The following is a 20,765-nucleotide window of genomic DNA, read 5'->3' on the forward strand; positions in this document are numbered from 1 at the left end:
CTCAGGAGATCGATATGACTGACGCAACCACCTACCAGAACTACATCGACGGCGCCTTCGTCGCCTGCGACAACCTCATCGAGGTGCGCAACCCGGCCACCGGCGCGGTGCTTTCCCGCGTGCCCGAATCCGACGCAGCCACCGCCGAACGCGCCATCGCGGCCGCCCGCGCTGCGCAGAAAGGCTGGAGCCTGAAGCCCGCCGTCGAGCGCGCCGGGCACCTGCGCGCTATCGCCAGCAAGATCCGCCAGAACGCCGAGCTCCTGGCCCGCGTCATCACCGAGGAAGGCGGCAAGATCCAGAGCCTGGCGCTGGTGGAAGTCAACTTCACCGCCGATTACCTCGACTACATGGCCGAGTGGGCGCGGCGCATCGAGGGCGAGATCATCACCAGTGACCGTCCGGGCGAAAACATCTTCCTGTTCCGCAAGCCGCTGGGTGTGGTCGCGGGGATCCTGCCGTGGAACTTCCCCTTCTTCCTGATCGCCCGGAAGATGGCGCCAGCACTGGTGACCGGCAACACCATCGTCATCAAGCCCAGCGAGGAGACGCCGAACAACTGCTTCGAGTTCGCAAAACTGGTAGCCGAGACCGACCTGCCCAAGGGCGTGTTCAACGTGGTCTGCGGCAGCGGAGCGGGCGTCGGCAGCGCGCTGACCACCAGCGACAAGATCGACATGATCAGCTTTACCGGCAGCGTCGGCACCGGGCAGCGGATCATGGCCGCCGCGGCGCAGAACGTTACCAAGCTCAACCTGGAACTTGGCGGCAAGGCCCCGGCCATCGTCATGAACGACGCGGACCTGGACCTCGCCGTCTCCGCCATCCGCGCGTCTCGGATCATCAACACCGGGCAGGTCTGCAACTGCGCCGAACGCGTCTATGTGCAGCGCGGCGTCGCGGAGCAGTTCATCGAACGCATCGCCGGCGCCCTGGCCGAAACGCGCTATGGCGACCCGATCGCCCAGGCGGATGTGGAGATGGGCCCGCTGATCAACGAGGCCGGGCTGCGCAAGGTCGAACAGATGGTGCGCACCGCGCAGAGCCAGGGCGCGCAGCTCGTTACAGGAGGCGCCGTCGCGGATCTGGGCAAAGGCTTCCACTACCAGCCGACACTGCTCGCCAACTGTTCGCACGACATGGAAATCATGCGCAAGGAAGTCTTCGGCCCGGTGCTGCCGGTGCAGATCATCGACGACCTGGACGAAGCCATCGCCCTGGCCAACGACTGCGAATACGGCCTGACCTCCTCGATCTATACACGCGATCTCTCGACTGCGATGAAGGCGGCCGCTGGCCTGGACTTCGGCGAGACCTACATCAACCGCGAGAACTTCGAGGCGATGCAGGGCTACCACGCCGGGGTGCGCAAGTCCGGCATCGGCGGTGCGGACGGCAAGCACGGGCTGTACGAGTACACCCATACTCATGCGGTGTACGTGCAGAGCTGAGTGACTTGAGGTGACCAAGAACCCCGCCCCGGCGGGGTTCTTGTTATTCAGCCAAGCGAACGTCCAGCCCACCGAAAACTTCGAGTCGTCTGCCAATCATCACTTGCGCAGCGCGGCTAGTCCGTAACGATGCAGCTTGCGATATAAGGTGGCGCGGTTGATGCCGAGGGAACGAGCGGCCGACGTGACGTTGCCGCCATGCTGCTCCAGTGTCGCTTGCAAATGGGCCGCTTCGGCAGCGTCTCGGGTGGTCCCCAGCGATTGCGCCACTGACCGGCGTTCCGCAGGCACGGCCATGACCTCCGGCGGCAGGCAATCGAGACCGATCACCCCATCGTCAGCCAGCGCGACGGCACAGCGCAGCACGTTGATCAGCTGGCGCACGTTGCCGGGCCAACCATAAGCGACCAGGCGCTCCATCGCCTCGGCAGTCAGCTCGACAGGCTCATCCCCGGCCTCACGTTGCAGAACGCGACGGATAAGCCCCACGCGATCCGCCCGGTCGCGCAAGGCGGGCAGCCTGACCGTCAAGCCATTGAGCCGGTAATACAGGTCTTCACGAAACTGGCCCGCAGCCACCATCGCCGGCAGGTCGCGGTGCGTCGCGCACACCAGCTGCACATTCAGCGACACCGGCGTTGCGGCGCCCAGCGGCACCAGCTCCCGCTCGGCCAGCACACGCAACAACCGCGTCTGCAGGTGCGCCGGCATATCGCCGATCTCGTCGAGAAACAGCGTCCCGCCGTTGGCCTGTTCCAGCTTGCCCTTCATCCCCTGACGGCTGGCGCCGGTAAAGGTCCCGGCGCGATAGCCGAACAGCTCGCTCTCGATCAGCGACTCCGGAATCGCCGCGCAATTGAGCGCAACGAAGGGCCCCTTGGCGCGCACGCTGGCCTGATGGATCGCCCGCGCAAAGGCTTCCTTGCCGGTGCCCGTCTCGCCCGTCAGCAACAGCGAAATATCGCGATCGAGCACACGCCGCAGCTTCTGGACCGAGCGTTGCAGGTCTGAGTCTTCCCCGGCCAACTGCTCAAGCGTCGGCTCTGCCGGAACGACCCTCAAGCCGCGCTCGTTCCGGGCGCGCGGCGGGGCGGCAGCCGGCATACGCAGCGTGACCTCCAGCGCCGGTCCACCGGCCAGCCGTAACGATGCGCTGCGCTGGCCACCCTGGGTCAGGGTTATCAGCTCATCCAGTGACATCGACAGGACGTCCTGAACCGCCTCCCCCAGCAGCGCGCTTCCGCGGCCGGCGGCCAGAAAAGCCGCGCGATTGGCACCGAGGATCCGGCCCGCCACATCGAGCGCCAGCAACCGCTCGTTGCCCAGGTCACCGGCATCGCCGCCCAGGGTCAGCATGGCGCAACTGGCATAGCGCTGGCGGAAGCTGGCGTTTTCGATGAGCCGTGCATACAGGCTTACCAGCTGAAGCGTCAGATATTGCGCCTGCTTCGGCCCGCCACTGTTGAGGCACGAGGCATTGAGACACCCCAGCAACGCCCCCTGGGGATCGAACAGCGGCGCCACCGAGCAACTCAACATGGCGTTGCTGCTGAGAAAGTGCTCGTCCCGGTGGATGATCAGCGGCTGGCCCGCGGCCAACCCCGTACCGATGCCGTTGGTCCCCACCAGCGACTCGTCCCAGCAACTGCCGACCACCAGCCCCGAGTCCGCGTAGGGACTGTGCTGCCCGGGCAACCGCGCATCGAGCGTGATACCGCGGCGATCACTGAGCAGCACCGCAAACCCCGCAGGGTTCAGACGCCGCGACAACCCTTCCACGCCCTGGCTCGCAATGGCCAGAAAGTCATGATGCTCCTCTTGATGCAGACGGATCTCGTGATGCTCGAGCTGAACATGGGCGGCAGCTTGAGCCGGATCGAGCCCATGCTCGTGGACGCTGCGGTACCAGGATTCGGCAATCAACCGATCCGGGTTAGATCCTCGCCCGGCGAAGTGCGTGGCAACGAATGCAGAGAGATCGGTTGGAAGCTCTGATGGCGGACGCGCGATCATGCGGGACTCCAAACAAGGCGCCGAGTCGGGCCATGCATAATTGTTCGTATCGGCCGTGGAAACAGCCAAGACCAAGCCTAGCACGGCCACTCCAGACCGGGCTGACCGCTTGCCGAGTTGGGGTATTCAAGGGGACAAGCCCGTTGGTTGGGCTTTGCGGCGCTGGGTAGTTTGCATGTTGTTTCGCTGGGAAAGGGCAGCTATCGGCCAAAAGCTGCCGGACATAACTTGTTACTTCCTTACAGAACACCATCGGAAATCGAATCAATGACTGGAGAAGGCACTATCGTGGCGGATTTAAAGATGCTCAAAGGGAGGAATTTGATAGTCAAGATGCACTTATCAAAGAGCTTCGCAACGCGAGCTTGCAATGAATCGCCCCTAGTTTCGTAGAAGCCTCCAAGCTCCAATGGAGGCCTGCTAGACTACTTCTAAAAAGTCCTCCTTGCCCGCTTTCGGCCAATAACTTCCGTTGTTATCAATTTTTCTTGCCTGAGGCGACTTCCGGTGGAAGGAGCTGCATATGCTTCAGAGCGAATTAACTGCTCAATTAAGATCAGCTTGCTATAGCGGGATTCCCCCTGAGGACGAGCGATATCTCAGATACCTAAAGGAAAAATTGAAATTTACACCTGAGTATCGACAGGTCAAGCTTCCATCTGAAGCGTAGAAGTATCTCTAAACCAGTGCCGCTTTCCCAACCTATTGGCACTGTTCGAGGCTTTCCCGCTACCTGATGATGGGGACAGCGACCTGGGTACCCCACATACACTCAGCCTTCTAAACCAAAGTCCAAATATCCCTGCCTTGTAACTTGAGCAACTCTATTATTGACATGTTCAATAGCCAAATTATACTCCCGCCGATACAACACACCAAGTGACAACATCAAGCTATTTTCAATGTCAGCTGCTGTAATTTCAAGAAATGGACATATTGCCTTCAAATCCATCTCATAAAGACCATCACCCAAATCTTTAGATTGAGCAGAAATGGCTTTCATGGTCAGAACTGACGGGTACTTCCCCTGCAAAAACTCACTAGCAGTTAAAAACAATTTATGTAAGAATGTATTCTTCACAACAGAACTAACTTTCGCAGGAAACATTTCCGCAGATATCGTTGCACCACCCCGCTTATCAAAGCCCTCCTCATAATTAACAATATAAACTATCGAAGCAGCATACTCATCAATCAAATCTTGACCAACTACAAACTCATCACCAATCACCTTCATATCCAGGCCCAGCATCTTACTTACCGCAGGAGCGATATAGAACGCCAGATAGTCAAAAGAATCAATTTCTTTCATGAATAACAAGGTATTCGAGAAAACGCTATAAAAACCCAACTCCTCCGCACACTTTCTATAGAATCCTTTTTTCTTCTCAGTATCTAGGCCGGCAGCCAAAAAAGAAGCACAGTAGAATTCCTGGATAGACTTATGAATAAACTTATACTCGTCATAACCATCTTTGATTAATAGGTTGGTTATTTGTATCAACTCTGTAGCGATAACGTCAGCAGAGGATGGCTCTTTACTCAAATAACTGAGCGTATCGGATATCAAACCTGCCAACTCTGAAAAACTAAAGCTAGCAAGGGACTTTCTTTGAGAGATAAAACAAAAATAATCAAACACATTGCGATATATACTTCTATCATCATTCCAGTATCGCGAACGAGAAACGCCACCCTTTAAATTGTCGTGCTTTAAAAAGACCGTGTCGAATATATTTTTATAAAACTGAGATAACGATTCGGGAATCGATATCCCCAGATTGTAGCTTGTGCAAAAAAGAACAACCAGAATAGGAGACCTTAAAACACTATCACTATCTTTATGAAATTCACTTCGCTCTAAAGCGCTGCATAACTCTTCCGCCTTATCCTGATCATTGCAAGTCTTGTGAATGATCGATTGTATTTGCCTTTCTTTTAAAAACTCAACTCTATAGACATCCACACCTACCAATGCATCAAGCTCAGTATCAGGACGAGTTGTACAGATAATATTGCAATTATACTTTCTTACGAGCTTGTCAAGCTCTGCATATAATGCAGCTTTATGATCAGAGGGGCACTCATCAAAAGCATCAAGGAAAAGCCTTACATTGCTATCGTTGAATATTTTCTTTAGCCCACCAGGGCTAAACTCAATCCCTTGACTGGATAGATTCCTTGAGATCGCAACCTCTATCTCTCCACCGTTATAATTCTTCAACTCATAAAAAAAGGGAAGCCTGCTGATTTTTGCTATATTATTAGACAGCAACTTCCTCAAAATGGTCGACTTACCCTGACCAGCAAGACCGACGATTAGAGACGCTCGACTTGAATTATCAAGCGTAGTCCCATTTTCAACTTCAATTCTAGAGTGACCCGAAAGCTCCAGCGGCACATAAATCTCATCCACATGAACCGAATTGTCCGGAGATACAATCGTTTTTATTAATAAATTCCCAGAGCAGAGCTTAAGATACTTATCCTTAAACCCAGAGAATGACGACAACTTGTACTTCGTCACCAAAGAATCAAATACATCCGACACAATTGTACTTTCAATAATTTTCTTTGGTGCGCCCGATGCATTTACCACTGACAAACCTACAGCTACAGGCTCCATTAATCTCAATTCCTTTTTAATTTAGATACAAAGAAGGCGAATGGAATTAACACCCTCCGAAAACCCAATTCGTTCAATAACTTTTATCGGTCAGACCGCTGCCGCTTTACTCACATCCTTATGCAATGACAATTAATGGCTGAATGCTACCAACCCTACTGAATCTTGTCTTTCTCAATCCAGTCCTGACCACCTCCCCCCTCCATCCCTGCTTAACTGCACCAAGCGCCATAACGGGTACTGCGATGAGGTACCCAATACCTTTGTACAGCGGGTCGGCACCCATGCTGGCGTAAAGGGGAACGGAAGTGATCAGCAGGATCGAACAGGCGAGATCATCTCTACGGCTGACTGTCATTCCTAACCTCGCTTTCAGCTCCGTGCGTGATAGCGTAGATGACGGGAATGTTATTGCTCCGTGGGTCCGCTTGGGGTGGGTAGCTGCCTATCACGACAGGCTGCTATTGGCCGATAACTGACGCTCCACTCCTCCCCTAACCCGACGAACCTGCCCCAGACTGACTACAATTCGCGTCCAATGACTCTGGGCCATGAAGATGGCTGTATCGAACGAGGAACTCACCGCGATGGCGTCCCCGAACAAACAGCAAAAGCGCGCCCAGCGGGCTAAGGTCAAGGCCAAGCAGAACCGTTCGGGTAAGGCCAAGGCCAATGTCCTGCATCCGTTGCTGGCCAATCCGCTGATCGATGAGCCGTTCGACGATGTCGAGATTGACCTGAGCACCTTCGACTTCAAGGACATTGAAGAGAACGGTTTCGACCCGGCGCACTTTGACGATCTGTTCCAGGCGATGAGAGCCGCTGAAGGCATCAGTCTGCTGGCGATGTGCTTGGTGTTCCTGCAATACCCGGTGCTGGAGCTGGTGGTCGCAGAGGAAGCGGAAGAACCTGCCGTCGACTTCATGATGGGCTTGCTGATCGTCTATCGCGGGTTGTTTCACGGCGAAGACGAAGACACGGCATTGAGTTGGGTCGGCAGCGAAACCTTCCAGAGCGCCTACAACGAAGCGTCAGTGAGCTTGCAGAAGAAGCACGCTCGCCGTACTTCGGCAAAACCCGGCTAGCCGCACTCGCCGCCCCTCTACCCCACCGTTCCCCGACGCCGGCATAGCCTTTACCGAGCTTGGGCCGGTGATCGATGCGATTCACACCGGCCTTCGTCCTGATCGTCTTTGCAATGTTGCCGATGCAGCGTTAGGCACCGGCAAGATCACGGCGGGGCTGTGCATGGAGCACAGCCAACCGCATCCATCAGAACCCGTACCGCTCGGCGCCTGCCGGAAACTCTTCAACCCCGCCGTCGGCCCAATACCTCATTAGCGAAAGCGGCACCTGCCACTTTCTTCCCCTGCCCCAATTCGTTTTCGGGGCATACCGCTGGTGAAGGAAGCCTGATGAAGTATCCGAAACTCATCCATCACGGCGCGCGTGAAGGCGTCACCGGGTCGTGCCATCAGTTCTGGATGGATGACAGTTCCAGCGTATTGATCGATTGCGGGCAGTTTCAGGGGCAGGACGCGGGGCCGGACGACGATGAGCTGGCTCTGGATTTCTCCATCGAGGGCATCAAGGCATTGATCGTGACCCACGTGCATATCGATCACGTGGGGCGGATTCCGAACCTGCTGGCGGCGGGGTTCAGCGGGCCGATCCTGTGCAGCGAGCCGTCGGCCCGGTTGTTGCCGATCGTGCTGGAGGACGCCTTTCGCCTGTCCATCAGCCGCGATCAGGATCAATTGGAGCGTTACCTCAAGGTGGTCGAGCAGCGCATCATCGCCCTGCCCTACGGCCATTGGTTCACGCTGAACGAGACGGAGAGCGGTAGCTGTCAGGTGCGCTTGCAGCCGGCCGGGCATGTGCTGGGTTCGGCTTATGTCGAGCTGGAGCTGCGCGCCGTCGATGGCGATGTCGATGCCGAGCGGGTGGTGTTCAGCGGCGATCTGGGCGCTCCGCATTCACCGCTGCTACCTGATCTGGTGCCGCCCGAGCGCGCGGACCTGCTGATCCTGGAAAGCACCTACGGCGACCGTCGCCACGAAGACCGCGCGCACCGCCGCGAGCGGCTGCAGGCAGCCATCGAGCGGGCGCTGGTCGACGAGGGCACGGTGCTGATTCCGTCGTTCAGCATTGGCCGCACCCAGGAGCTGCTGTACGAGCTGGAGGAGATCCTCCATGAGCGAAGCGAGTCGGCGCCAGCCAGCGACACGCCCAACGCATCCGCACGGCAGGCGAAGGAAGGCGACCCGGATATCGACTGGCCGCATATCCCGATCATCCTCGACTCGCCTCTGGCCAGCCGCTTCACCAGCACCTACAAGGAGCTGCAGGCGTTCTGGGACGAAGACGCGCGCGAGCGCCTGGGCGAAGGCCGCAAGCCGCTCTCCTTCAAGCAGCTCATCACCGTCGACAGCCATGACGAGCACATGCGCATTGTCGAACACCTTACCCAGACCGCGCGCCCCGCGATTGTCATCGCGGGCAACGGCATGTGTTCGGGCGGGCGCATCGTCAACTACCTGAAGGCGATGCTGGGCGACCCGCGCCACAACGTGGTGTTCATCGGCTATCAGGGCAAGGGCACGCCGGGGCGGGATATCCAGACGCACGGGCCGGACGGCGGTTTCGTCGATCTGGACGGGCAGCGCATCGACATCAGCGCCGGGATCGACAGCGTCGGTGGCTATTCCGCCCACGCTGACCAGGCGGACCTGGTCGGCTTCGTCACCCGGATGAAGCAATGGCCGAAGCAAATCCGCCTCATCCACGGCGAAGACCCGGCCAAGCAACAATTGGCTGAAGTGCTGCGGGCGCGCTACCGGGACGCCGGAAAGGCCGGAGATATCAGCATTCCCTGATGACGACCCAAGGCCCGCCCATCGATCGCGGGCGCGCGCACGAAGCGATGCGGGACGGCGCTGAACGACCCGCTCGCGGGCCGCTACGGCGTCGCGCCTGCGCTGCGTGCCGGTGCTAGAGTGCGTGCTCCATCAGCGCACAATCCCCCTAGCGAGGCCTCCATGCTCAACCATGTAATGGTCGGTTCGAATGATCTTGAACGGTCGAAGCGGTTCTACGACGCCGTGCTCGGCCTGCTCGGCGCAGGCGAGCCGATCCGCAACACGGGCCCCACCGGGCACACCCGCCTCTTCTACCGGCACGACGGCAGCCTCTTCGGCGTCACCGAGCCCATCAACGGCGAACCGGCAACGGTCGCCAATGGCGGCACGATTGGCTTCAAATGCAACTCGCCCGAGCAGGTCCAGGCATTTCACGACGTCGCGGTCGCCCATGGCGGCACCACCTGCGAGGATCCACCGGGCCTGCGCGAAAGCAGCCTCGGCGCGATGCACCTGGGCTACGTCCGCGACCCGGACGGCAACAAGCTGTGCGCGATCTACCGCGCGCCATAACCGCCCACTGAGCGCCGCACACCCAAGTGCGGCACTGCCCTGACCGTCGATGCGCCGCCCGCTGCGGCGCATCAGGCCTCATGAGACCGCGTCGCAGCTCCCATCTGATCGAAGTCCTCGTACCGAATTCGCCATGCAGGGCGGCGTGGTCTCGCCCTTACCGCTTCCGGGGCGGGAGACGCAGCGCATCGAGCACCAGCCTGAACGCCGGCGAGGGCTGCTTGCGGCTGGGGTAGTACAGGTAGTAGCCATCGAACGGCTCGCACCAATCATCCAGCACCCGCACCAGCCGGCCTTCTTCGAGGTGCGGGGCGAATTCGTCTTCCGGCAGGAAGGCAATGCCCAGGCCCTCGAGGGCGGCGAGCACGATGTGCGGCGTGCTGTTGAGCACCACCTGGCCCTCGACGCGGACGTTCAGTGCCTGCTCGCCTTTCTCGAATTCCCAGACGTACAGCCCGCCATGGGTCGGGAAACGCAGGTTGATGCAGCGGTGCGCGGTCAGCTCCTGCGGCGTACTCGGCCTGGAATGCTCTGCAAAATAAGCCGGCGATGCCACGGCGGCCATCCGCAGCGGCGGGCCGATGGGCATGGCGATCATGTCCTTGTCGATGGTGTCGCCCAGGCGCACGCCCGCATCGAAGCGGTCGGCGACGATGTCGCGAAAACCGTAGTTGACGTCGAACTCGACGTTGATATCGGGGAAGGCCTTGAGCAGCGGCGTGAGCTTGGGCAGCAACAGGGTCCGCAACACATGGTCGCCGCAGGTGATCCGCACCGTGCCGGCCGGTTTCTCGCGCAGGTCGGTCAACACGTCCAGCTCGGCCTCGATCTCATCGAAGCGATGACCGATGGCCCGCAACAGCCGTTCACCGGCCGGCGTCGGCGAGACACTGCGTGTGGTGCGGGTGAGCAGGCGAATGTCCAGGCGCTTCTCCAGCCCGCTGACCGCCTGGCTCAGCGCTGACTGCGAGACGCCCAGCTGCGCCGCGGCACGGGTGAAGCTGCCTTCACGCGCGACGGTGACGAACGAGAGGAGATCGTTGAGATTGCGTCTGACCATGGGCCTAGGGTCTGTTGATGTTTCGTCTAGCTTGGCACAAATGACTGATTAGCGGCGCTTATAGCGGTTTTAAGCATTCATTAGCTAATCAGGATAGCCCTATCCCGAGACAATGCTCGGCAGAGACGTCGCGTTGCCGCCGGCTCGCAATCCATTTTGCGAGGAAGCAGCCGCCGCGTCAGCCAGGCACTGCGGCCCTTGCCGCCACCGAGGGGTATCGCCACCCATGACCAGCTGCATAACCGACGCAACATCCGACGCCCGCGAGACCGCACGGCAGCCTGCGCATTGGGGCGGCGTGTTCGCCATGTCGATGTGCGTCTTCGCGCTGATCGCCTCGGAGTTCATGCCCGTCAGCCTGCTCACCCCCATCGCCGCCGATCTCGGAGTCAGCGAGGGAATGGCTGGCCAGGGCATCGCAATTTCCGGGGCGTTCGCGGTAGTGACCAGCCTGTTCATCTCGGCACTCGCCGGACGCATGAACCGCAAGGTGCTGCTATTGGTGCTGACCGGCATCATGGGGCTGTCCGGCGCGGTCGTCGCCCTCGCGCCAAACTACGCGACCTACATGGTGGGCCGCGCGCTGATCGGCGTGGTGGTCGGCGGCTTCTGGTCGATGTCCGCGGCGACGGCCATGCGCCTGGTGCCGCCGGATCAAGTCCCGCGCGCGCTGGCGGTGTTCAACGGCGGCAATGCGTTGGCGACCGTGATTGCCGCCCCGCTGGGCAGCTACCTGGGCTCGGTCATTGGCTGGCGTGGCGCCTTCCTGTGCCTGGTGCCGGTGGCCCTCGCCGCGCTGGTCTGGCAGTGGATCAGCCTGCCGTCCATGCCCTCGGATTCGCATAAAGCCCGGCCGTTACAGGCCTTCAAGCTGCTCCGGCACCCGGTGGTGACCCTGGGCATGCTGGCCGTCGGCGTGTTCTTCATGGGCCAGTTCACGCTGTTCACCTATCTGCGCCCCTTCCTCGAGACGGTGACGCTGGTCGATGTCGCCATGCTGTCGCTGGTGCTGCTGGTGATCGGGGTGATGGGCTTTATCGGCACGCTGCTGATCAGCGCGGTGCTCAGGCGTGGCCTGTATCCGACGCTGATCGGCATCCCGATGCTCATGGCGGCGATTGCGCTGCTGCTGACGCTGTTCGGACACACGATGGCCGTTGTGGTCGTGCTGCTCGGCATCTGGGGCCTCATCGCCACCGCCGCCCCGGTGGGCTGGTGGAGCTGGATACCAGCGACCTTTCCGCAACACGCCGAGGCCGGCGGCGGGCTGATGGTGGCGGTCATTCAACTGTCGATCGCCATGGGCTCCACGCTGGGCGGTGTGCTGTTCGACGCCAGCGGCTACCGCGCGACCTTTTTCGCCAGTGCGGCGCTGCTGCTGGGCGCAGCCTGCCTCACCTTCGCGACGTCACGTACGCAGGCCGACGGCTCATGAGGCGTCGGCGCAACCAACCCCGGCCAAGCGGCCGCCACTCACTGAATGAAAGGACGGGACGATGAAAGAACTGCTATTGGCGGTAGGTCTCATGACCAGCGCCTACACCTTCAACGCGATGGGGCAGGACATGTCCGACGGTGCCGACAACTTCTACAAGAGCGAAAGCCTGACCCAGGAGAAAGTCCGGTTCGACAACCAGTACAGGATGAAAGTCGGGGGCAACCTGTTCATGCCCAGCAACGCCGACCGCAACACCCGCTACCCGGCGATCATCGTCGGCCACCCCATGGGCGCGGTGAAGGAACAAAGTTCGAATCTCTACGCGCAGAAGCTCGCCGAGCAAGGCTTTATCACGCTCGCCATCGACCAGTCATTCTGGGGCGAAAGCGAAGGCCAGCCGCGCAACGCAGTGGCGCCGGACATCTATGCCGAAGCCTTCAGCGCCGCGGTGGACTACCTCGGTACGCAGCCCTTCGTGGACCGCGAGCGGATCGGCGTGCTGGGCATCTGCGGCAGCGGCAGCTTCGTCATCAGCGCGGCCAAGATCGACCCGCGCATGAAGGCCATCGCGACCGTCAGCATGTACGACATGGGCGCGGCCAACCGCGACGCCCTGAACAAGTCGCAGACGCCCGAGCAGCGCAAACAGATCCTCGCCGAGGCGGCCGAGCAACGCTACGTCGAATTCACCGGCGGCGAGACCCGCTACACCAGCGGCACGGTGCATCAGCTGGACGCCGACACCCATCCGATCCAGCGCGAGTTCTACGACTTCTACCGCACGCCACGCGGCGAGTTCACCCCGGCCAGCTCAACGCCCGAGCTGACCACGCACCCGACGCTGACCAGCAACGTGAAGTTCATGAACTTCTACCCGTTCAACGACATCGAGACGATTTCGCCGCGCCCGATGCTGTTCATTTCCGGCGACGAGGCGCATTCGAGGGAATTCAGCGAAGCGGCCTATCGCCTGGCCGGCGAGCCGAAGGAACTGGTGTGGGTCAAGGGCGCTGGGCACGTCGATCTCTACGACCGCGTCGACCTGATCCCCTTCGACAAGCTGGCGACTTTCTTCAAGCACAACCTGGGCGAGTGATCGAGAAAACTGCTCGGCCAAGGCCGTGACATCAGCCCATCCGATACGGAGAGACCTATGCGCAAGCCACTGATAACCCTGTTGACCTCAGTCCTGGTGCCGATAGTGTTCGCCGCCGAAAGCAACACCGAAGACCAACGCATCGCCGTCGCCGGCAGCCAGGCATCCATCGCCGGCCCGGAAGCGTGGTTCACCGGCCATGCGCGCATCGACCCACTCTACGGCGCGAACGAACATATGAACGCCTCCGGCGCCTACGTGACCTTCGAGCCCGGCGCACGCTCGGCCTGGCACACCCATCCCAAGGGCCAATATCTGGTGGTCACCGCTGGCGTGGGACGCACCCAGCAATGGGGCAAGCCCATCCAGGAGATCAAGCCGGGCGACGTGGTCTGGTGCCCACCGGGCGTCAAGCATTGGCATGGCGCCGCGCCGAACACCGCCATGACTCACATTGCCGTCACCGCGGTCGATGAAAAGGGCCAGAACGTCGAGTGGCTCGAAAAGGTCAGCGACGCGCAATACCAGGGCTCCCGGTAAAGCGCATTCGGGCAAGGCTCGGTGGCGTCACGTCGCAAGCCTCCTGCTTCGCTACGGCGCGCTGGAGGTCGCCAGCCGCACGCCGAACGCAACCAGCACACCACCGGTTACCCGATCCAGCGCCCGGGTCAACGCTGGGCGCCGCAACAGCTTCCCGAGGGGAACGGTCGCGGCGATGAGCACGGCGAACCAGGCCAGCGTCAGCAACACGTGCAGGCAGGCCAGGAAGAACGAGTAGCCCGCCACGTCGGCGCCGAGCGGGACGAACTGCGGCAGGAAAGTCACGTAGAACACGCCGATTTTCGGATTGAGCAGGTTGGTCAGCAGCCCGCGCCAGAAGGCCTGGCCGTGCCCACCAGACATCCCCTTGCCCGTCCCCGTATCGAACGAGGCGCGGGGCCGGAACAGCAGCCGCGAGCCCAGCCAGATCAGGTAGGCGGCGCCGGCGAACTTGACCACCGTATAGGCCAGCTCGGAGGCCTGCAGCAGCGCACCCAGCCCGAGCGACACCGCCACCCCCCAGGCCAGGCAGCCGAGGCAAATACCCGCCCCGGCCAGCACCGCCTGACGCCGCCCTTCCAGCGTCGCCGTGCGCAACACGATGGCCGTATCGACGCCCGGCGTCACGGTGAGAAGCGAAGCGGCTGCGATAAAGGCGAGCAAGAGCGGAAGGTCGATCATGAGTCAGTCATCCAGATTGTCGAAGGCAAGGGACCAATCATCTGCAGGGAACCCGGCGGCTCGGTGATCCATCCGAGTGGCGGCTGTCAGATATCGCCACGGCGAATCACCCGTTGCGTCAGGCTGGTGCGGTTGACTGCCAGTTCACCACTGACATCCGCGCCACGATAGACCATGGATGTTTCGTGGTGCACATAGTCGCCGTGACGCTGCGCGCTCAGCCAGTTGAACGAGCCTACACACAACAGCTCGTCGTCGGCCATGAGGATCTTGCTGTGCACTTTATGGACGATGCGCACCTCGACACTGCGAGCCCTGAGCGCGGCGATCGCATCCCGGAACTCAGCGATGCGTTGCGGATCACCTTTAGGCTGGGTGCGCTTGATGTCGGTATTGAAGCGTAGGTCGGTATACACGGTGACCTGAACGCCGCGCTGCACCGCGTGGCCCATCAGGTCCAGCGCACCACTTTGCTGCATCCATCGTTCGACCACCCAGGGCGTCACGATCTGTACCTGATGACGAGCCGTTTCCAGCGTCTGCTTCAAAAAGCCGTCGTGCTCCGCAACGTCATGCAGGTGGATCAGACCGGTACGGGGCGTCTGCAGGTCCTGCCTGGGCTGCTGCTCGAAGATCAGCTCGCTCGCTGAATCGGCGAACAGAAACTGAGCCAGCAGCCCACGCGGTTTGCCGCCCGGTTGCTGACTGAACAAATCCATGTCGCCGAACACCAGAAAGCTGTCCTTGGCGCGCGATACCGCCACGTTGAGCATGCTGTCCTTGCGGTCGATGAATTGGCCGTCGGCATGCTTGGAATAGACGGCGGAAAAGATCACCACCGGCCGCTCGGCCCCCTGGAAGGAATGAACGGTACCCACCGTCATTTCTCCATCACCCTTTCCGGTGCTGATGCCCAACGCCGCACACGCCTGGGTGATCGCCTGCGTCTGCGCACCGAATGGCGTGATCACGCCAACGATTTCCCACAGTTCCTTTCCATAGCGTTGTCTCAGATCGGCTTCGTTCGCCTTGAGCCACGCGGCGATCGTCTGCGCCTCCAGCAGGTTATGGCGACTGCCGCCGTGGCTTTGCTGGCAGATGCCGTCGATGTGCAGATAGCCAAGCCCAGGCAGGCCGCCTTCCGGTTTCGGGCCCCGGCGCGGTTGCAGCTTGCCCTTGTAGCAAAGGGCGTTGCAGTACTCGATGATCGGGTCGTAACAGCGGCGGTGCTCGTACAGATACATGCCCCGCGCAAGATCGGGATCGTAGTGATAGCGGCTGGTCGCCTGGGCGATCGCCATGACGCTGCCATTGGCGGCACTGCGCCCGCCCTCGCAGAACGCGGCGTAATCGTCGTCCACATTGTCGCGCCCCAGCAAACCCGCGCTGATGAGGTTGCCGATATCGACCGCTGTCGGGATCGACCAGATCGGCTCGATCTGCTGGGTATCGCCGATCACCAACGCCTGCCGGGCAAGCGCGAACGAGGGCGCAGCCACCTCGGGCAGGACCTGCCCGGCCTCATCGACGATCAGCAGATCGATGAAGTCGAGCGCGTAGGCGTCGACGAAGCCGTTGCCATCATGCCGTTTGCAGCGCAACTCCTTCGGCAGCATGAAGAACGTGGCAACCAGGCAGGGTGTGAGCTTCATCCAGCGGCGCCAGTTCTGCTCCAGGGTCTTGCGACCGGTCTTGCTGCGGCTTTTGATAATTTCGGGCAGGTTTTCGGCGACCTCCATCAGCCAGCGCCCTTCCCAGTAATGGGTGGTCAGCAGGAATATTTCGAAGCGCAGGGTCGTGTCCGCCCAGCTGTCGCAATCGTAGAGGGTGATTTCAGCGGCGGTCTTGTCCACGGGGGTCGGCAATACAGCTATCGCGCTCTGCCAGTTAGCCAGCTGGCGCTGTTCAGCCAGCTGCAGTTGCTGCGCCTGCTGCAATTGCGCTTCGGCCGTTTTCTGCGCCTTGCTGGCTTGCGCCATAGCGGCGGTCAGCCTCGCCTCGATTTCTCCCACGCTGGCAGCACTCTGCAGATCGGACGCGGTTTCGTCGAACTGCAGTTTCGCCAGACGCAGCCGTTTGCCGGCAACCGGGCCAAACCAGCCGAACAAGGTGTAGAGCAGCGGCTCATGGGCGAGGTAATGCTTGAAACGCGTCAGCATCGCCTGGGCATCAGCCAACTGCTCGGCACAGCTGCGCTGCCGTGCGTCGAGCTGCGCGATAGCTGCCTTGGGGTCTTCACCCAGCAACGTCCGAATCGCATCGCGCGCCTCGACCAACCTGGCCCAGGCCTGTTCGATACTCGCGAGCTGTTGCTGGCGGCCGCGGATCGCATCGCGCAGGCGCTCGACCGTGTCCGCAACGCCTGGGCTCTGCATATCCGGGAAGGCATCGGCGGAGTGCGCGAGATAAGCCTGCTGCGCCTTGTCCAGGTAGTCCTGCGACTCGAGCCCGGTGAAAAAGCTCCGGGTCTGGTAGGTGCGGGACATTTCCGCTTCCGCCGACGCCTTGGGAAAGTACGCGCCAAAGCTTTTGATATCCGGCAACCAACGGCCTGCGAACGGACCGCTGCCTGCAGAGAAATCCTTGCCGAACGCAGTGATGATGTTGGTCACGGCTTGATTGTTGGTGGAGCTGGCCACGATGACCGGCGGCTCTCCACCCGCCAACGCGGCCTTGGCCCAAAGCGACGCGACGACCGAAAGCAGTAGCGTGGTCTTGCCGGTACCGGGCGGCCCGTTGACGGCGAGGATATCGCCGGATCGCCCATTCAGCAGATGGGTCAAACTGTCCCGCTGGGCAGGCGCCAGAGCGTATTCGTCGCCCGCGTGAGCGAGTCGCTCGGCAAACAGCCCATTGGCCACGAGGCACGGTTCGTCGGGGCTGCGCTCGCGCTGGGCGAAGCGCTCGAACAGCGGCACCGCTGGCCTGGTATCACGCAGATGGTCGTAGAGCGCAACGATATTGCGGCTGAAGCCCTCGACCTTCTCCTCCTTGAACAGGTAGCCGAAGTCAGCCAACTCGAAGCCGTCCGCCTTGCCGTCCCATCCGCCGCTGACTTCGCGGAACATCTTCATGCAGAACTGCAGATATTCGCGCCAGTTGGCCTGATGCTGATCGTCGCTCAGGGCTTCGGCATCTACAGGCGGGTCGAACCGTTTGCCATCGTCGGCGGACAGAAACGCATCCAGATCGACCTGCGCGCCAATGGCGAAGTTGTCTCGGTCCAGCGGTTCGAGAATGTCGCGCGGCATCATGGTTTGCGCGCTCGGATGCAGCCGACCATCTCGACTGACCGAGACCTGGCAGATCACTGGCGTGATGATCGCCGGTAGCCCGTTGCGAACCCGGCCATGCTCGCGGCGGGCCCGGAAAACCCACGGGCGCAGGGTGATGTCGACAAACGGGGTGTCGTCGGGCTCGCTCGCGAACAGCTGATTGACCAGCCCTTCGGGCAGGCAACCCGAGGCGAGGGATTCGGCCGGCAGGGCGAGGAGTTTTTCAGCCTGGCTGAGGGACAGGGCACCGTTGCCGTTTTCGGCATCAGCCAGCGAGTTTCGCCAGTAGTTGGCAAGTTTGAACGCGTAATCATTCATCGTCGACGTCAACGCACCTCTGATGCAGCGGGACAGAAAGGTTTAAAAGGCGGTTCGAGCGTAGCGGCTCGCGCACGCGATGGCCAATCGGAAGGGCGAAGTAACCGCTCTAGCATAAGGGTTGGAGCATTCCGTCGTGGCGGACACGATCGGCACAGGATCGGCTATCTCGGACATATCCGGGATCCTGAGCCGCAGCCGGTCAGCGACGAGGCCGCACGGCTCCCGCTGTTGGGCTATAAAGAGTGCGGCAGCCACGCCGGAGGAGACGCCATGACCCGACCTACCGTGAGCGAAAAACGCGCGACGTTTCGCGAGATGCACCGTGCGGGGTGCTTTCTGCTGCCCAATCCCTGGGACGCCGCCGGCGCCCGTCTGCTCGAGCAGCTCGGCTACCGGGCCCTGGCGACCACCAGCTCGGGCTATGCCTGGTCGCAAGGGCTGGCGGACGGCCAACTGTCACGCGCCGATACCCTGGCGCACCTGCGTTATATGGCGGCCATCAGCGATTTGCCGATCAACGCGGACTTCGAGAGCGGTTTCGGGCGTACCCCGGAAGAGGTTTTCGAAAGCGTCAGCCTGGCGGTGGACACCGGCGTGGCGGGCCTGTCCGTCGAGGATTCGACCGGCGACCCTGACCAACCCGTGCGCGACAAGGCGCAAGCCGTGGAGCGCTTGCAAGCGGCGCGCGCCGCCATCGACGCTCTCGGCGGCGACACCCTGCTGGTGGCGCGCGCGGAAAATCACTTCATGGGGCGTAACGACTTCGACGATACCGTCGAACGCCTGCTCGCCTATTCGCAGGCCGGCGCGGACTGCTTGTACGCGCCAGGCCTCAGGACCCGGGAGGAGATCCAGACGGTGGTCAGCGCCGTCGCGCCCAAGCCGGTGAACGTGCTGATCGGCTGGAGCAGCGAGCTGACGGTCGAGGCGCTGGCCGAGCTAGGCGTGCGTCGTATCAGCGTCGGCGGGGCCTTGGCCCGCGCCGCCTGGGGCGGCTTCATGAGCGCAGCGCGGACGATGATCGAGCAAGGTCGTTTCGATGGCTTGCGCGATGCGCTATCGGGTGCGGAACTCGATGAACGGCTGCGCTCGAACAGGTCCGGTAACTGAAACCGCGGCAGTACCCGCAATCACTACCGGCACGTCCCCGCGTCACCCAGGGCAATGTCGATCACCTACGGTACAAATTCAGGACAGGCTTAGGGGCTACGGGGGTCGGTTTCACTACGCCAGCGCTCGATATGCCCGGCGAGCAGATCGGCAATGGGCAGGCACGCGCCGAGCCGGTAGAGGTTCCAGTAATGCCCTTCCAGCGTACGGTTGACCAGTAGCGTGCCGGAGGCTGGCTGCAGACTGCCGAGCGCGGACATCACCAGCGGAAACAGCTCGACCAGTTGCTGGTGCAGCGATGCGCCGCGGAAGTCCCACTGGGCACCGGGCTGGAGCAGGGGGTGCAGCAGCTGGTGGATACGACGGTACAGCCCATGCGGCGGCACGCTGCCGGGCTGGCGTCCGCCGAGCGCCTGGAAGCCCGCCTCCAGCGCCTCGCTGGAGGGGCCGCGCAGCGCATCGAAGAGCTGCACGTAGGCCCGCAACAAGGGCGTCGACAGTGGCACGACGGCGCCGAAGTCATAGACCACCAGCTCCCCCGCCTCACGCCAGGCGAGGTTGCCCGGGTGCGGGTCGGCATGCAGCAGCCCCATCCCGAAGGCCTGTTCGGCCAGCCACCGACAGAGGGTTTCGGCGAGCTGCTGGCGCGTGTCGGCGGTGGCCAGGTCGACCTCGTTCATCGACCGTCCCGGCAGTTCCTGCTGCACCAGCACCCCCGGACGGCACAGCTCCGTCGCGACAAATGGAATGTCCACGCCCGGCCACTCGGCGAAATGCGCACCGAAGCGCTCGGCGCTGCGCCGTTCGGCGTCGTAATCGAGTTCCTGCTCGATGGCGTGTTGCAGTTCGCGGTAGACCGACTCGAGTCGCGCCGCCGGCGTGCCGAACAGGCGTCCGAGGGGCATCAGGCGCCGCAGCTGGCGCAGGTCGGCGTCGCAGATCGCACGGATGCCGGGATACTGGATCTTCATGATCAGCGCCCGCCCCTGCCGGTCGCGGGCGCGGTGGACCTGGCCCAGCGACGCGGCCGCCGCGGGCCGGTGCTCGATGGATTCGAACAGCTGATCGAGCTGGCCGTCGTAGAGCCGTTGCAGATGCGCTTCCAGCGAGGCGAACGGCAGCGACGGGACCTGATTCTGCAGACGGGCCAGCGCCGCGTTGATCGGCGGCGGCAAAACGTCCTGCCACTGCGACGCCTGCTGGCCGAGCTTGAGTACCGGACCTTTCATCTGCCCCAGGGTGTCGCCCAGCAGCGCACCGACCGGTGCCCAGTCGACACGCGAGGCGCCGGGGGTGATGCGCTGCACCAGCAGATTGCCGGCGATGCGCGCACCCGTGCCGCCCAGATGCAGAAAGCGCCCCAACGCCGAGGCCGACGGTCGTGAGAATCGAGACATGCAGATTACCCGCAGTGGCCAAGCGTCGATCATGGGCCAGCAGGCCTGACTATCCAAGCGCCAGCGAATTGCAAGCTGTTGCAACCGGGAGGGCGTCTATTCGACAAGGCCTCGCGATCACGCACCTTAAATAGCTGTCATATTGCTAGCATGCGGAACGGCACGGCAGTTGCCGAGTCCGATGTCAGGCTACGCCCCTGGATCGGGCGCCTGCCGACCGCAACACTGGGCCTCGGCGCTGCTTATGGCGATCCGCCAAGGGTTCTTGCCCGAGCGCCTAACCGGCCTTTACGGGCGTGTCCCGACTGCGGCGCACCCACGCCCGA

At 61.7% G+C, this 20,765-nt stretch carries 14 protein-coding genes; 8 read left to right on the top strand and 6 right to left on the bottom strand.

What is annotated here, in order from left to right:
* Positions 1-14: 14 nt before the first annotated feature.
* Complete coding sequence (gene aldA, locus KCX70_RS16110) at positions 15-1,451, top strand: aldehyde dehydrogenase (protein WP_212618134.1); 1,437 nt, start codon at positions 15-17, stop codon at positions 1,449-1,451.
* Between the two features lie 99 nt (positions 1,452-1,550).
* On the opposite strand, the gene KCX70_RS16115 is transcribed toward aldA, so the two are convergent.
* Both KCX70_RS16115 and KCX70_RS16120 read right to left on the bottom strand, forming a co-directional pair.
* Positions 1,551-3,464: a sigma-54-dependent Fis family transcriptional regulator gene (locus KCX70_RS16115; RefSeq protein ID WP_212618135.1), complete on the bottom strand. Its 1,914-nt coding sequence runs from the start codon at positions 3,462-3,464 to the stop codon at positions 1,551-1,553.
* A 772-nt stretch (positions 3,465-4,236) separates the two neighbouring features.
* On the bottom strand, positions 4,237-6,090 hold the full coding sequence (locus tag KCX70_RS16120; RefSeq protein WP_212618136.1) for an NACHT domain-containing protein: 1,854 nt from the start codon (positions 6,088-6,090) through the stop codon (positions 4,237-4,239).
* A 587-nt stretch (positions 6,091-6,677) separates the two neighbouring features.
* Here KCX70_RS16120 and KCX70_RS16125 point away from each other — a divergent pair.
* The 3 genes from KCX70_RS16125 to KCX70_RS16135 all read left to right on the top strand — a co-directional run bounded on the left by KCX70_RS16125 (position 6,678) and on the right by KCX70_RS16135 (position 9,521).
* Complete coding sequence (locus tag KCX70_RS16125; RefSeq protein ID WP_212620365.1) at positions 6,678-7,175, top strand: hypothetical protein; 498 nt, start codon at positions 6,678-6,680, stop codon at positions 7,173-7,175.
* A gap of 330 nt (positions 7,176-7,505) precedes the next feature.
* Entirely contained in the window at positions 7,506-8,966 is a 1,461-nt protein-coding gene (locus KCX70_RS16130; protein ID WP_212618137.1) for an MBL fold metallo-hydrolase RNA specificity domain-containing protein, read from the top strand.
* Positions 8,967-9,128: 162 nt separating this feature from the next.
* Positions 9,129-9,521 carry a VOC family protein gene (locus tag KCX70_RS16135; RefSeq protein WP_021207406.1) on the top strand — a complete coding sequence of 131 codons (393 nt, stop codon included), beginning with the start codon at positions 9,129-9,131 and terminating at the stop codon, positions 9,519-9,521.
* A gap of 157 nt (positions 9,522-9,678) precedes the next feature.
* Here KCX70_RS16135 and KCX70_RS16140 read toward each other — a convergent pair whose 3' ends face one another.
* Entirely contained in the window at positions 9,679-10,581 is a 903-nt protein-coding gene (locus KCX70_RS16140; protein WP_212618138.1) for a LysR family transcriptional regulator, read from the bottom strand.
* A 226-nt stretch (positions 10,582-10,807) separates the two neighbouring features.
* Between KCX70_RS16140 and KCX70_RS16145 the strand changes: the two genes are divergently transcribed.
* The 3 genes from KCX70_RS16145 to KCX70_RS16155 all read left to right on the top strand — a co-directional run bounded on the left by KCX70_RS16145 (position 10,808) and on the right by KCX70_RS16155 (position 13,655).
* The gene (locus KCX70_RS16145; RefSeq protein ID WP_392602481.1) at positions 10,808-12,016 is read left to right on the top strand and encodes an MFS transporter; all 1,209 of its coding nucleotides are present in this window, start codon (positions 10,808-10,810) and stop codon (positions 12,014-12,016) included.
* Between the two features lie 61 nt (positions 12,017-12,077).
* The gene (locus tag KCX70_RS16150) at positions 12,078-13,115 is read left to right on the top strand and encodes an alpha/beta hydrolase (protein ID WP_102847653.1); all 1,038 of its coding nucleotides are present in this window, start codon (positions 12,078-12,080) and stop codon (positions 13,113-13,115) included.
* 57 nt (positions 13,116-13,172) lie between these two features.
* The gene (locus KCX70_RS16155) at positions 13,173-13,655 is read left to right on the top strand and encodes a (R)-mandelonitrile lyase (protein WP_212618139.1); all 483 of its coding nucleotides are present in this window, start codon (positions 13,173-13,175) and stop codon (positions 13,653-13,655) included.
* A 51-nt stretch (positions 13,656-13,706) separates the two neighbouring features.
* Here KCX70_RS16155 and KCX70_RS16160 read toward each other — a convergent pair whose 3' ends face one another.
* The gene (locus KCX70_RS16160) at positions 13,707-14,336 is read right to left on the bottom strand and encodes a LysE family translocator (protein ID WP_212618140.1); all 630 of its coding nucleotides are present in this window, start codon (positions 14,334-14,336) and stop codon (positions 13,707-13,709) included.
* A gap of 86 nt (positions 14,337-14,422) precedes the next feature.
* Positions 14,423-17,929: an AAA domain-containing protein gene (locus KCX70_RS16165; RefSeq protein WP_212618141.1), complete on the bottom strand. Its 3,507-nt coding sequence runs from the start codon at positions 17,927-17,929 to the stop codon at positions 14,423-14,425.
* A gap of 273 nt (positions 17,930-18,202) precedes the next feature.
* On the opposite strand from KCX70_RS16165, the gene KCX70_RS16170 reads away from it, so the two are divergent.
* A complete protein-coding gene (locus tag KCX70_RS16170) occupies positions 18,203-19,042 on the top strand; it encodes an isocitrate lyase/PEP mutase family protein (RefSeq protein WP_212618142.1) in 840 nt (279 codons plus the stop codon).
* 89 nt (positions 19,043-19,131) lie between these two features.
* Here the strand turns inward: KCX70_RS16170 and KCX70_RS16175 are convergent, their stop codons facing one another.
* The gene (locus KCX70_RS16175) at positions 19,132-20,439 is read right to left on the bottom strand and encodes an ABC1 kinase family protein (protein WP_212618143.1); all 1,308 of its coding nucleotides are present in this window, start codon (positions 20,437-20,439) and stop codon (positions 19,132-19,134) included.
* Positions 20,440-20,765: the final 326 nt, after the last annotated feature.

Origin of the sequence: Stutzerimonas stutzeri (genome assembly GCF_018138085.1) — a bacterium.
GTDB lineage: Bacteria > Pseudomonadota > Gammaproteobacteria > Pseudomonadales > Pseudomonadaceae > Stutzerimonas > Stutzerimonas stutzeri_AI.

What these genes read in the sequence shown, in the direction of transcription:
- KCX70_RS16170 (WP_212618142.1), top strand. Translation starts at nt 18,203, where the DNA reads ATGACCCGACCTACCGTGAGCGAAAAACGCGCGACGTTTCGCGAGATG.
- KCX70_RS16150 (WP_102847653.1), top strand. Translation starts at nt 12,078, where the DNA reads ATGAAAGAACTGCTATTGGCGGTAGGTCTCATGACCAGCGCCTACACC.
- KCX70_RS16125 (WP_212620365.1), top strand. Translation starts at nt 6,678, where the DNA reads ATGGCGTCCCCGAACAAACAGCAAAAGCGCGCCCAGCGGGCTAAGGTC.
- KCX70_RS16140 (WP_212618138.1), bottom strand. Translation starts at nt 10,581, where the DNA reads ATGGTCAGACGCAATCTCAACGATCTCCTCTCGTTCGTCACCGTCGCG.
- KCX70_RS16160 (WP_212618140.1), bottom strand. Translation starts at nt 14,336, where the DNA reads ATGATCGACCTTCCGCTCTTGCTCGCCTTTATCGCAGCCGCTTCGCTT.
- KCX70_RS16135 (WP_021207406.1), top strand. Translation starts at nt 9,129, where the DNA reads ATGCTCAACCATGTAATGGTCGGTTCGAATGATCTTGAACGGTCGAAG.
- KCX70_RS16130 (WP_212618137.1), top strand. Translation starts at nt 7,506, where the DNA reads ATGAAGTATCCGAAACTCATCCATCACGGCGCGCGTGAAGGCGTCACC.
- aldA (WP_212618134.1), top strand. Translation starts at nt 15, where the DNA reads ATGACTGACGCAACCACCTACCAGAACTACATCGACGGCGCCTTCGTC.
- KCX70_RS16165 (WP_212618141.1), bottom strand. Translation starts at nt 17,929, where the DNA reads ATGAATGATTACGCGTTCAAACTTGCCAACTACTGGCGAAACTCGCTG.
- KCX70_RS16175 (WP_212618143.1), bottom strand. Translation starts at nt 20,439, where the DNA reads ATGTCTCGATTCTCACGACCGTCGGCCTCGGCGTTGGGGCGCTTTCTG.
- KCX70_RS16115 (WP_212618135.1), bottom strand. Translation starts at nt 3,464, where the DNA reads ATGATCGCGCGTCCGCCATCAGAGCTTCCAACCGATCTCTCTGCATTC.
- KCX70_RS16120 (WP_212618136.1), bottom strand. Translation starts at nt 6,090, where the DNA reads ATGGAGCCTGTAGCTGTAGGTTTGTCAGTGGTAAATGCATCGGGCGCA.
- KCX70_RS16155 (WP_212618139.1), top strand. Translation starts at nt 13,173, where the DNA reads ATGCGCAAGCCACTGATAACCCTGTTGACCTCAGTCCTGGTGCCGATA.
- KCX70_RS16145 (WP_392602481.1), top strand. Translation starts at nt 10,808, where the DNA reads ATGACCAGCTGCATAACCGACGCAACATCCGACGCCCGCGAGACCGCA.